This window comes from Eisenibacter elegans DSM 3317 (genome assembly GCF_000430505.1).
Taxonomy (GTDB): domain Bacteria; phylum Bacteroidota; class Bacteroidia; order Cytophagales; family Microscillaceae; genus Eisenibacter; species Eisenibacter elegans.
Genome location: NZ_AUMD01000011.1, coordinates 648,906 through 662,019, shown reverse-complemented (window position 1 = coordinate 662,019; position 13,114 = coordinate 648,906). Strand labels below are relative to the sequence as shown.

The following is a 13,114-nucleotide window of genomic DNA, read 5'->3' as shown; positions in this document are numbered from 1 at the left end:
CCCTTTTCAACTTTCTTCCCCTCTGATTTCCCCGAATTGGGAGTGCAAAGGTAAGTGGTATTTTTTAAACCACCAAATAAAAGTGAAAAAAAATTTGAGATTGTTTCGAAGCTCACTGCTGTAAAACTTGATTTTTACAAAGGGTTCGGAGTGCAAAGGTAAGCGCCGTTATTAAACTGTGCAAGCTTTTGGACAACTTTATTTTTTCAACAAACTTCTGCAATCCCTTTCTCAAACATCCCCATCGTTTTGGGAGTGCAAAGGTAAGCAAGCTTTTGTTAACTCCAAACTTTTTAGCAAACTTTTTTCAACCTCTCTCTCGCGGCAAATGCCACATCCCATCGTTTTGGGAGTGCAAAGGTAAGCACGCAACACCAATTCGCAAGCAGCATACCCCGTTTTTTTTGCCCAAAAACCCTAAACCACTGACTGTCATAGAGAAAAATCTTTGATAGAAGATGAAATAGGAAGCTTACACAGGCATAAGCGGCTTAGGAACATCCGAGCACGAGAGTGCGAAGGATGCTAGCGCAAGCGATGCCCGGCTCGAAGGGTAAGCCCCTCCAAAAAAATCGTCTTTTGCTTATGAGGCAACAGCACATAAAGCGAAAAACCCTGCCATTTTCTTGACAGGGTTTTGTGGTTTATTAGCAGCATACAGGGTTTACTTGCCGAATTTGTTTTTGAGGGCGGCGAGTTTGGCTTGTAGGTCTCCTTCGGGAACCTCCTGTGTGTTTTCGCGCCGTCCGGCAGGGCGGGTATTGTTACTTCCTTTTTGGGCAGGTTTGCCGCTGGGTTTGGCTCCTCCTCCGCCGCCTTTGCGATTGTCTTTGCCTACGAGTGAAAGACCAATGCGCTTGCGCTCTAGATCTACTTCGAGCACAGTTACTTTTACCTGCTGGTTTACCTTTACGACTTCGGCAGGGTTGGCTACATATTCATTCGATAGATTGCTGATATGAATCAGGCCATTGACGTGTACCCCAAGGTCTACAAAAGCACCGAAGTTGGTTACGTTGGTGATGATGCCGTTGAGCTCCATCCCTACACGTACGTCTTCGATTTCGTTTACACCTTCGGCAAAGGAGAAGGTTTCAAAGCCTTCACGTGGGTCACGCCCGGGCTTGGCCAGCTCTTGGAGAATATCTTGCAGCGTAGGCAGGCCGACGGTATCGGTGATGTAACGCTTGAGGTCAATTTGTTTGCGGAGCGCTTCTTTTTCCATCAGGTCGGTAATGGAGCAGTTAAGGTCTTTGGCCATTTGCGCTACCACAGGATAGCTTTCGGGGTGAACAGCACTGCGGTCGAGAGGGTGTTCGGCATTTTGGATGCGTAAGAATCCGGCGCACTGTTCAAAGGCTTTGTCGCCCAAGCGGCTGACCTTTTTGAGTTCTGTACGCGACTTGAAAGGTCCGTTTTGGCGGCGGTATTCTACGATATTCTGCGCCAACTGTGGCCCTAAGCCCGATACATAGGTCAGGAGTTGTTTGCTGGCAGTGTTGACTTCTACCCCTACGGCGTTTACGCAGCTTACTACTACATCATCGAGGCTTTGTTTGAGAGCGTTTTGGTCTACATCGTGTTGGTATTGCCCTACGCCGATGGCTTTGGGGTCAATTTTGACCAGCTCGGCTAGGGGGTCGGCTAGGCGGCGACCGATAGAGACAGCGCCGCGCACGGTCAAGTCGTAATCGGCAAACTCCTCACGCGCTACCTCAGAAGCAGAATAGACCGAAGCGCCGCTTTCGTTGACAATTACGATGGGGATGTTGGAGGGCAAGCCTACTGCTTTGACGAAGGTTTCGGTTTCGCGGCTGGCAGTACCGTTGCCGATGGCCACGGCCTCGATTTGATACTCTTGGCAATACTGTAAGAGCTTGGCAGAGGCTTCGATAGCACGGCGGTCGGGGAAGATGACATCGTTGTGCAGGAGGTTGCCTTGGGCATCGAGGCAAACGACTTTGCAACCAGTACGGAAGGCCGGGTCGATGGCCAGAATGCGCTTTTGCCCCAAGGGGGAAGCGAGTAGCAGCTCGCGCAGGTTGTCGGCAAATACACGGATGGCTTCTGTCTCGGCGCGTTTTTTGGATTCCAGACGCACTTCAGTTTCCATCGAAGACTTCATCAGGCGTTTGTAGCTGTCTTTGACGGCGAGTTTGACTTGCTCGGCAGTACTGTGATGGCCTTTGACAAATTTGCGCTCTAGGACCTCGATGGCGTGGTCATCATCAGGGCTGATTTCGAGGGCGATTATCCCTTCTTTTTCGGCGCGGCGCATAGCTAGGATGCGGTGAGAAGGAGCGCTTTCGAGCGGCTCACTCCACTCAAAATAGTCTTTGTATTTGAGAGCTTTGGAGTCGTTCTCTTTATCAGGCAAGACACGGGTTTTGAATGTGCCTTGTTGGTAGAAGAGTTCGCGCACGGCCGCACGCGCCTCTTGGTGTTCGTTGATGTGCTCGGCGATGATGTCTCTAGCGCCTGCCAAAGCCTCGTCGATATTGGCTACTCCTTTTTCCTCGTCGATAAAGGCGGCTGCGATGGTTTCAAGGTCGAGCGATTCTTGGCTGAAAATCTGGTCGGCGAGTGGCTCCAAGCCTTTTTCTCTGGCGATGGTAGCGCGGGTGCGTCGCTTGGGCTTGTAAGGCAGGTACAAATCTTCGAGGATAGTCATTGTTTCGGCTTGGGCGATTTTGTCGACCAATTCGGGGGTAAGTTTACCCTGCTCTTCGATAGATTTGAGGATGGCCTCTCGGCGTTTGTCAAGCTCGCGCAGCTGCGCAATGCGGTCTCTGATTTGGGTAATGAAGACCTCGTCGAGGGAGTCTGTAACTTCCTTGCGATAGCGTGCGATAAAGGGTACGGTCGCTCCTTCGTCCAACAGGTGTACCGTAGCACGTACTTGACGGTCAGTGATTTGCAGCTCCTCTGCGATTTTTTGGGCGTGCGTGAGTTGTGTCATAACAGAAGTCCCAAGAGTGAAGAAATTGAGTATGTAGTAATGTAATGAGAAACTAATGCGATTCTTATGAGCAAAGATACGGCTTTTTTGGCAAAAGTGTTGATTAAGGCCTCAAAGTCAAAGGCGTATTTTTAGCGTGATGGCATACTATTGGGGTTTGAGCCTAAAACCAATGACCAAGACATCGTCTACCTGTGGGTACAAACCGTGGGCAGTCCATTCATCAAAAGCTGCTTCAAGATGACGGCGTTGGGTGTCTACCTCTAGTTGGGCATTTTGGGCTAATAGTTGGGCGAGGCGTTTGCGCATAAACTTACGCCCTTCGGATCCGCCAAATTGCGAAGCAAAACCATCGGAAAAAATATAGCACATTGTAGGCTCTGTGATAGGCAAAGTGTGGAGATCATACTTAGGTTGGATATCGAGTTGCGAACCGCCTACGGCAAAACGCCCGGCGGGGATTTCGGTCAGTTGGCCATCAAGAGCCACCCAAAAAAGTGGGTTTTTGGCACCGGAGAAATAGAGTGTTTGGTTTTCTGAGTCATAGACACAAATGGCGGCATCCATTCCGTCGTGTGTATCTGTTTCGTTGGGATTGAGCGATTCGAGCAGCGCTTCGTGAACAGCAGCGAGGATTTGATCTGGACTGTGGATATTTCTTTCATGGATGATGTTGTTGAGGTAAGCGTGAATGAGCATACTCATAAAAGCCCCGGGTACACCGTGGCCGGTACAATCGAGCGCTGCGATGATGCTCTTTGGGCTGGTAAAGCCTTCTAGGACAGAGGCCGTTTGTCCACCGGTAAGGTTTTGCTGTCGATAAATGGGCTGTGGTTCAATTTCACCAAACCAATAAAAATCGCCTGAAACGATGTCCTTGGGTCGAAAGAAGACAAAATGCTCGGGCAAGCCTTCTTGAATCCGTTTTTGGGTTGGGAGGATGGCCTGTTGGATACGTCTGGCGTAGTTGATGCTGGCCGTGATGTTGTTGTTGTTTTCTTGAATGATTTTGCTCTTCTCCTCGATGACTTGGTTTTGTGCTGCCAGTTGTTCGTAAGAAGCTTGCAAGGCCAAACTATTGAGGAAGTTTTTCTTAGCAGAATGATACCGGACAATCACCACGCCCACAAAGACCGCATCCATTGTCAGGATGACTACTCCCCCCCCTATCAAAAAATAATCTGCTACAGACCAGCCATACCCATAATAACTCACTGCTAGGTTGATTATGAAAATATAAAGTGCATATCCTACAACTATGGGAGGTTTGACGAATATCTGTACAGCACTTGCAATAAAACACACTGCATTGGTAATAAGATATACCAACAAGAGCATTTCTGGGTTGTGTATCCGATAGGTGGCCGCAGTAAACACGCTTGCCACCAAAACAAAAGTTACTATCTCATGCCGCATAGGCACAAAGCGCCAGAGCAATAATGTGAGGGCTACTATGATAGAGGGCGCAACATACACCGCAATATAAATAGGTAGCAAGTTTGCGTCTACATCCGCTAGGTTGGGGAAAATACTGGCCGGATATGAAAAGATGATAATCCAAGCCGCTATCTTGACATTGAGTGCGCCTATACGATGATACTCCTCCTGCCAAGCGCTAGCCAGCTTGGCGCGGGCGTTGCTGGCTAGTTGTTGGGGAGATAGATGAAAGGGTGCTGTTTGCATGTTTAAGACAATACCTGTTTATTGTCCGACAAGGTACGAAAAATGTGCCATATGTACTTGGCTCACTTTGGTACTTGGTACGTCTTATCTCATACACCCTACAGTTGCGCTTCTAAGCTATCGATTTGCTCTGCAATCCTTTCCCAATTTTGGTGGGCTTTTTCTAAGGCTTGGAGGGTAGCCTGATAACGTGTCTGGAAGTCTTGCATTTGGGAGCCATCTTGGTATACCGAAGGGTCGGCCATAGCGTGCTCGTACTCGTTTTTGGCGCTTTCGAGTGTTTCTATATGCACTTCGGCATCTGATAGTTGCTGTTTTAGCTTACGCAAATCATTCTTAATGGCCTTTTGTTGTTCGGTATTGGCCGTAGGTTTGGGTTTGGGTTCAGGTTTGGGTGCGGCGGGAGTAGGCGCATTTGCCGGGCTTGCCCCTAGTTGTGTCTCACGTTCGGCCTGCCATTGGTTATATTCGGCAAAAGTACCGGGGTATTCCTTAAGTTGGTGGTCTTCGATGTACCAAATCTTGTTGGCCACGTGCTGTACGAAGTAACGGTCGTGGGATACCACTACGTAAGTGCCTTCATATTGATTGAGCGCCTGTATGAGGATATTGACTGACTGCATATCCAAGTGGTTGGTCGGTTCGTCAAGTAGGAGGAAATTGGCCTCTTCGATCAGCATTTTGGCCAAGGCCACGCGTGATTTTTCCCCTCCGGAAAGGACTTTGATTTTTTTGAATACCTCTTCATCTTTGAACAAAAAGCAGCCCAGTACACTTCGTAGTTCGGTATCCGTTTTGCCACTACCCGACTGTTTGAGCTCTTCAAGGATTTCGTTTTCCACATTAAGGCTTTCGAGCTGGTGTTGTGCATAAAAAGCTGTATTGACATTGTGGCCCACAATACGCTCGCCCGAGATGGGCTCTGTGCCGGCAATGATGCGCAAGAGTGTTGATTTTCCTTTGCCATTCGCCCCGATAAGGGCAATTTTATCACCACGCTCGATACGCCCTTGGGCGTTATCCAGAATTTTTAGGTCTCCAAATGATTTGCTAATATCTTTGAGCTGGAGCACATCTCGGCCTGATTGGCGGCCAAAGTTAAACTTGAAATACACGGTAGCGTTTTCGTCGATTACTTCATCAATACGATCCAGACGGTCGAGGGCTTTTACGCGTGATTGTACCTGTCGCGATTTAGAGGCTTTGGCACGGAAGCGCTCAATAAAGCGCTCTGTTTGACGAATTTTGGCCTGTTGGTTTTCGTAAGCTGCCTGTTGTATCTCACGGCGGAGCTCGCGCTCTTCGAGGTAAAAGCTATAATTACCGGCGTAATAGTGCATCTGTTGACCAGATACTTCGACGGTGATGTTGGTACATTTTTCGAGAAAATGACGGTCGTGTGAGACGACAATAACGGCACCTTCGTAGTGGTTGAGATAGTTTTCGAGCCATTGGATAGAGGGCATATCCAAGTGGTTGGTTGGTTCGTCGAGCAAGAGCAATGAGGGTTTTTGCAAAAGCAACTTGGCCAACATCACACGCATACGCCAGCCGCCCGAAAACTCCTGTAGTGGGCGCTCAAGGTCAGCTGTACGGAAACCCAGCCCCTCCAAAATTTCTTCGGCTTTGGACTGTAGGCTGTAGCCATCGAGCATTGCAAACTCCTCTTGTAAGGTCGAGAGTTGTTCCACGAGCTTGTCGGTATAGTCGGTTTCAAGCTTTTTGAGGATGCGGTTGATGTCTGCCTGTAGCGCATTTTGACGCTCAAAAGCTTCCATCGCCACAGCGCGGATGCTTTGAGTACTTTGGTAAGACAGCAGGTCTTGATTCAGAAAGCCAATGGTGCAATCATTGCTATAAGCAATAGACCCTTCATCAGGCGTATATTCTTTGGTAATCAGCCGCAGCAAGGTCGATTTGCCGGTGCCATTGGCTCCGATTAATGCAATGCGCTCTTTGGGGCGGATATGTAGGTTGACATTTTCGTAGAGTAGGCGGCTGCCAAAGTAAAAAGAAAGGTTATGAATGGTAAGCACGGCTTCTGTGGGAACTTAGTAAAACGTATCAAACCACAAAGATACGATTCTCGTGTTGAGTTTTACTAATGATAGTTGATGGGAGATAAATTATGAGGGCGTTTTTTAGCAAGCTTGATTGGCCGTTGTTTGATTATTGATTCAATCTATGCTTCATATTGCGCCCAAAAAGCCAATACAGCCTCATTGAACGCTTGGGGTTGGTCTAGCGGGCTTATGTGGCGGGAGTTAGGGATGATGTGGAGATATGCGTGTGGGAGTTTGTGTACAAAGCGTTCTTTTTGGGCGACGCTGGTATAGTCACTGCCAGAGCCTATCATCAGTACTGGCGCTGGTATGCGGAAGTATTCGGGATAACAACGCCACGCTATAAGGGCTTTGAAACTATTACGATACATTGTAGGGTCGTTTTTCATCCATTCTATCTGAAAACGCTCGCGGGTAGGCGCTTGCGCAGCTTCGGGGAACAGGCGGCTGGCCAAAAATTGGGCTATTTTTTCGATGCTAAAATGATGGATAAACCATTCGCGTTGCCAAAATAGCGCGCTCGTTTGGGCGCAGTCCATCTCCAGCTCGGGGCCGGTATTGGCAATCACAAGGCTGCGCACCAAGTCGGGGCGTAGGCCGGCCACTCGGAAGGCAATAATGCCACCCATCGACAGGCCTACGAGGTGGCAAGGAGGCAATGCCAAGGCTTCTATTTGTTGGATGACCACCTGCGCAAAATCATCAATCTGATAGCAACAGTTTGGATGCTCAGAGCGCCCGTGACCGGGCAAGTCTAAGGTGATTACTTCGTGGGCTTGGGTGAAGGCCGGTATTTGATTTTCCCAACTCCAAACCGCCCCCCCCAGTCCGTGTATCAAGACTACAGGAGGTTTGTTGGTTTGGGTATTGCCCTGTCGCTCATAGTATAGTGAGAGCGAAGGTTTGGTGTTGATGTAGTCGGTTTTCATTGATATTTTTGTTTAGTGAGGTTTAAACAAAAATAACAATTTTACACCAAGATTTATCTGTTTTTCTTGATTTTCAAAGATTTTTGGCGCGCACTCATTTCCCCAACTATATCAATATTCAATGGATGAGGCTTTTCGGTGAGCTCGGTGATAAGATTTGTACCAAAGCTCCAGAAAAGCCTACCTAGATTTGATGCTCTTATTTCCATTATTCACAAATGGTTATGCCAATCGTTTATCTCACTATTAGCTTTTCTACAAAGCTATGTCCTTCGCTGACGGCTTCAACCAGATAAGCTCCAGCAGGGAGTTTTTGGGGAAATACGAGCGTTTCTTGCCACCTTCCGGCGCTGTCAGTACGGACATTGAGCCGCCTGATTGTCTGCCCGTCCATTGCACGAATGCTGATTTGGACTCCCACACTGCTTTCCTCCTGAAGGCGAAGACCCAACGCATACCCATCCGAAGGGTTGGGCAAGACTTGTAGCCCATACATCTGTTGGAACTGTACGGCCACTGTACGATAGATTTGGGCTTCGCCAGATATATCTACTTGCCGCAAACGGTAATAAGACGTACCGGGCAGTGGCGCTTGGTCGACATACTGATAGCGACGCAGGCGCAGGTCTTGGGTGTTGGCAGGAACTTGGGCAATGCTTGCAAAAGTTCTCCCATCGGCAGAGCGCTCCACGACAAAGTGGGCGTTGTTTTGTTCGTGTGCCGTAGTCCAATCTACCTGCACTGCCTGACGCTCGGGCAGCGCCTGCACCTCAAAGTTGAGCAGGGTTACGGGCAAGGGCTGACTCGCCAAGGTAATGACAAAGGGACTGAAAGCCTGTACACCTTGGGCATCGACTGTTCCGATGCCGCTGCTCACTCCTGTCCCCCCTCCTGAGAAGGGGCTTAGCCAATCGGCAAAGCTGAAATCAAACTTTTGTACGGCCAAAGCCTGCACAGGGTCTGGCAGCGTATTTTCAGCTGCCCGATAAGTAAAGCGAATATCTACACCGGGAGCCGGCAGCGGATTGACACTGGAGGTGATGTTCCACCAACGGTCTACCGTAAACAAAGGGCCACCACCTACGATACTGTTCATATGTGTGCTTTGGGCAAAAGGCACATTGTCTACTCCAGTAGCGCGTGTAGCCACACAGAACTGTGTATTGGTTGTAATGGCTGTTTTTTGGATAGTCAATGGGATATATCCGGCAGCGTTCTCAGCCGTACCAAAGGGATATACGTAGTTGCCGGTATTGGTGCCAGTATTCCAGCACACAATGCTCGGGTTTATCGCCGCATTAGTTTCACTTCGGATGAAGGCATTATTTTCACGTGTAATGGCCGTGGTGGCGGGGTTTTGAATGGTGAGGGTTTGGTTATTGAGCATCAGCTCTCCATTGCGCAGCACCAACTGCTCTGCCACACTCACAGGCCGCTCCAACCGTAGGCGGCGGCCTCCGGTTTTGTCTACTACTAACCGATGGAAGTTTTGCGTACCTGCTCCGGCCAGATTGGCATTGGCAGTTCCCAGAAAGCGTACCGTAGCGCCTGTAAGTGAGCTTGTGCCATTGTTTTGCCAATCCCCATAAACCCCCAACTCAAAGCCGGGCTGAATCATCAGGCTTGCCCCTGCATCAATTTGCAAGCCTTCACACACTGCTCCGTTAGCCGCGATGACAGGCATTTGGGGAACGCCTGCTCCCGGAATGATGACGCGGGTAGTGGCGGTGGGTGCGCTCGGACACCAATTGAGGGGGTTGAACCAATCTGTGTTTTGTGCGCCTGTCCAAATGGCGGTAGTAGCTGAAGCCAAGGAAAACCCGATACTCAACCCGCCGTGGGAACCGCCGGCGGTTTCCTGCCAAATAAACTCGATGGTCGCATGCTCATCCAAAAGCCCCGACCACACATTGGGCTGTGAGGTACAGCATCCATTGTTGGACGAAACTAGGATACCATTGACCAGCAGACGGTAAGCATCGTCGTGGTTGGACACACTGATAGTATATACTCCACAAGGGAAGTTGGTTCGTTTGTAAATCACCGAGTGATTGTCGACCCCTACAGGGCAGCCGACATACCCTTGCGAGCCATCGGGGCGAGCAGTGGCGCTAGAGGGCGTTCCGTTAGCATTCCAACGATTGCGGGAATCAAAGCTGATGCTTTTTTCGGTATAATGACCTTTGAGCGGTAGCGCCGGATTGGTGATGATATTGCCATCATAGACAAACACATTCCACTCCCCATCGCCGAAGGTCGTGGCTGGAATGGTAGGCTTGAGTACGGTGATGGTTACGCTGTCGCGTTTGACATTGCAGTTGTTGGAGCCGTCTACATAATAAGTAGTCGTTTCGGTGGGACTGACTGTAATGCTGTTGCCGGTGGTGGCACTTAGGTTGGCTACGCCCGGCGCAGTAGAGGCAGACCAGCTGTAGGTGTTGGCTCCAGTAGCCACAAAAGTAACCGACTCGCCTATACACACCTGTGATACGGGGGCGCTAAGCGTGGTATTGGCCAATGGATCTACGGTGATGGTAGTGTTTCGGTCTACCGTGCAGCCCGTTGTTAAATCTACCAATCGGCAGGTAACTGTCCTTACGCCATTGGCACCAGGCCGCGCTGTAGCGGTTACGTTGTTGCCTGTAGTACTGCTCAACTCAATAAAAGCAGGGTCAGTAATCCATTCAAAGGTTACACCACTGACGGTCGGGATATTGGCACTGAGGTTGGTACTAGAGCCTTCACAGATGGTTACATCGGGGGAGGTGAAGCCTAGCGTGGTGGCCAAGTCTGTAAAACGTAATGTGCCATTAGAGCCTCCCGAACCTTCCCCCCAGCGAAACTCTACCTCACTATTAGGCCCTAAAAAACCACGCCATACATTGCTGACCTCGTTGGGGTTCCAGGTTGCCCGCGAGTAGACCGTAACGCCATCGATGATGAGCCAACATTCGTCGTCGTGGCGGACGACATCGATTTGATAATAGCCACAAGGGAATCCACGACGCTTGTAACGCACCGAGTGCAGGTCATTCGGCACTACACAGCCTACGTAGCCCGAGGCTTGTGAGGGACTACCATTGTTGGGCCAGCGATTAAGGGAGTTAAAGCTGAGCACCGGCTCTACATACATGCCAAAATAACGGTTGAATGCGCGCCCGTCATAGGCATACACATTCCAGACATTGTTGCCAAACTCGTTGGGGTCGCCCATACCGCCTACCGTTACCGTAGTTGTGGCCGTTCCGCTGGCGCACCCAATGCTGCCTACAACGGAGTATGTTGTGGTGAGTGCAGGGCTTACTGTAATGGTATTGTTGGTGCCGATAATGTTGTTGGACGCATCGCGCCAGATATAGGTATTGGCTCCAGTGGCGGTAAGGGTTACGCTTTGCCCACCACAAATTTGCGGCGAAGCCGGCGTAATTATTACTACGGGCGAGCTGTTGTCTACAGTAATGAGGACGGTATTCGTAACCACACAAGTTCCTTTCGTAACCCGCAGGGTGTAGGTTGTGGTAGCAGTAGGGCTGACACTTACTGTAGGGTTTGTTCCGATAATGTTATTGGATGCATCGCGCCATTCATAAGTAGCTGTAGGGTCGTTCTGAGCCAAAAGGTTGATAGCATCTCCTAGGCATACCGTCGAAGGAGGTGTCAAAATCGGATTGATAGGAACAAAAGTCACCCCACCCCTAGAGTTGCCCGCTTCTTCGCGCCAGCGGAATTCCACCCGGCTATTTTCGTTCAAAATACCTCTCCAAGCATTGTTACTCCCACCACAACAGTTGCCCGAAGCCACTAAATTGCCGTCAATATAAAGCCAGTATTGATCATCGTGATGGGGGATGTTGATTTGATAAAAATCACAAGGGAAGCCCTCACGTCGATAACTGACTACGTGGAAGTCATTGGGTACGGGACAACCCACGTAGCCTGTGGCGGCAGAAGGCGAAGCTGTCTGCCCCCAACGATCGTTGGAGTCAAAGCTCAGGCCATTGTGTACATAACTACCCAACAAAGTAGCTGTAGCAAAGTTGAGTGGTGCTGTATACGCATAAGCATATACATTCCAAGTATTGATGCCATATACATTAGGGTCTACGCTTGGCGGTGCACCTACATTGATGGTAATAGTGGTAGTGGCCGTATTACTACAGCCATCGCTGCCTGTCAAGGTATAGGTGGTGGTGGTAGTGGGGGTGGCTATCACCGAAACGCCTGCGCTGCTACTCAACCCCGCACCGCTCCAAGTATAAGTAGCCGCACCAGAAGCCGTAAGTGTTACCGACTGCCCGGGGCAGATATTCAGGTCTGTGGCCGCAATACTGACATTTAGCGGGCTGGGGTCATCGATAATGACCTCGACTGTACGGCTGACTTGGCAACCCGTAACGGGGTCAGTGCCCGTAACGGTATACGTAGTATTGGTTGTAACATTGGTACTGACGGTTGCCCCCGTAGTGCTGCTCAAGCCCACCGCCGGAGACCAAGTATAGTTTAGAGGCATTGGGGCTGATACTGTCATCGCTACTGTAGCCGCAGCACACTTGATAACGGCATTGGTAAGTACCAATGGATTGGGTGCAGGGATAAGGGTCAGTGATGCGCGTGATTCGTTGTTATTCACCTTTCGTACCCGAAAACTCACCTGTGAGCTAGGTCCTAAAAAGCCTCTCCAAACATTGTTATGAGGACCACCAGCTCCGGTTTGGCTGAAAACAGTCGTTCCGTTGATAATCAACTCACAGTGGTCTTCGTGTGTCGGAATATTGATTTGGTAATAATCGCAGGGAAAGTTTGTACGGCGATAATCTACTGAATGGTTGTTGTTTTGGGTTTGGCATCCGACATAGCCCGTGGCCTCCGAAGGGCGGCTATTGCGGGGGTAATAGTCTTCAGAATTAAAGCTCAGCGCTGTTCCGGTCTGAAAAGCGCCTACATACTGCGTAAAATCATTGGCGCGGTAAGTATGTGCCAACCAGCGGCCATTGCCAAAAGTATTGGGGTCGCTCGTAAAATTTCCCACAATAAACGCCGTCGTTACATTGGTACTGAGCACTACAGGGTCATTGGCGCGAATGCGCACTCGATAGCCCGTACCGGCAGGGGTGGCTGGGGGTAAAGTAGCAAATATGGTTCCGGCGGTAGTCCCTATTCGGCTGCCTATGACCGTAGGGCTGCTAAAGCTTCCAGAGGCATCGGACAGCTCTGCAAAAAAAGTATTGCCACTATTGAAAGTACCCCCAATTATGAAGTTGACCGAAATCACATCTCCAGCACAAAAAGGCGATCCGCTGACATTGTTTACGTTGATGGTTTGTGCTTGTATTTGATGCGAAAACAATATTACTACCACAAGCAAAAGCTTTTTCACAAAATATTGTTCTGTATGTGAAGCTATTTTGGATACAAACATCAAGTAATTTTTTTCCAAAATATTAAATGAGTAGTTCATTATTTGGCGTGTTTTAGCTGCT

General features: G+C 49.5%; 5 protein-coding genes. All 5 read right to left on the bottom strand.

Going from position 1 to position 13,114, the window contains the following annotated elements:
• Nucleotides 1–664 precede the first annotated feature (664 nt).
• The 5 genes from G499_RS0103540 to G499_RS0103515 all read right to left on the bottom strand — a co-directional run bounded on the left by G499_RS0103540 (nucleotide 665) and on the right by G499_RS0103515 (nucleotide 13,011).
• Nucleotides 665–2,959: a Tex family protein gene (locus tag G499_RS0103540; RefSeq protein WP_026998803.1), complete on the bottom strand. Its 2,295-nt coding sequence runs from the start codon at nucleotides 2,957–2,959 to the stop codon at nucleotides 665–667.
• Between the two features lie 147 nt (nucleotides 2,960–3,106).
• Nucleotides 3,107–4,642, bottom strand: coding sequence for a PP2C family protein-serine/threonine phosphatase (locus tag G499_RS0103535; protein ID WP_026998802.1), 1,536 nt, complete (start codon nucleotides 4,640–4,642; stop codon nucleotides 3,107–3,109).
• 98 nt (nucleotides 4,643–4,740) lie between these two features.
• Entirely contained in the window at nucleotides 4,741–6,678 is a 1,938-nt protein-coding gene (abc-f, locus tag G499_RS0103530) for a ribosomal protection-like ABC-F family protein (protein WP_026998801.1), read from the bottom strand.
• A 146-nt stretch (nucleotides 6,679–6,824) separates the two neighbouring features.
• Nucleotides 6,825–7,634 carry an alpha/beta fold hydrolase gene (locus tag G499_RS0103525; RefSeq protein WP_051295871.1) on the bottom strand — a complete coding sequence of 270 codons (810 nt, stop codon included), beginning with the start codon at nucleotides 7,632–7,634 and terminating at the stop codon, nucleotides 6,825–6,827.
• Between the two features lie 235 nt (nucleotides 7,635–7,869).
• Nucleotides 7,870–13,011 carry a T9SS type A sorting domain-containing protein gene (locus G499_RS0103515; RefSeq protein WP_154658299.1) on the bottom strand — a complete coding sequence of 1,714 codons (5,142 nt, stop codon included), beginning with the start codon at nucleotides 13,009–13,011 and terminating at the stop codon, nucleotides 7,870–7,872.
• Between the last annotated feature and the right edge of the window lie 103 nt (nucleotides 13,012–13,114).

Coding starts and splice junctions, on each gene's coding strand:
- G499_RS0103540 (WP_026998803.1), bottom strand. CDS start 2,959: ATGACACAACTCACGCACGCCCAAAAAATCGCAGAGGAGCTGCAAATC.
- G499_RS0103535 (WP_026998802.1), bottom strand. CDS start 4,642: ATGCAAACAGCACCCTTTCATCTATCTCCCCAACAACTAGCCAGCAAC.
- G499_RS0103525 (WP_051295871.1), bottom strand. CDS start 7,634: ATGAAAACCGACTACATCAACACCAAACCTTCGCTCTCACTATACTAT.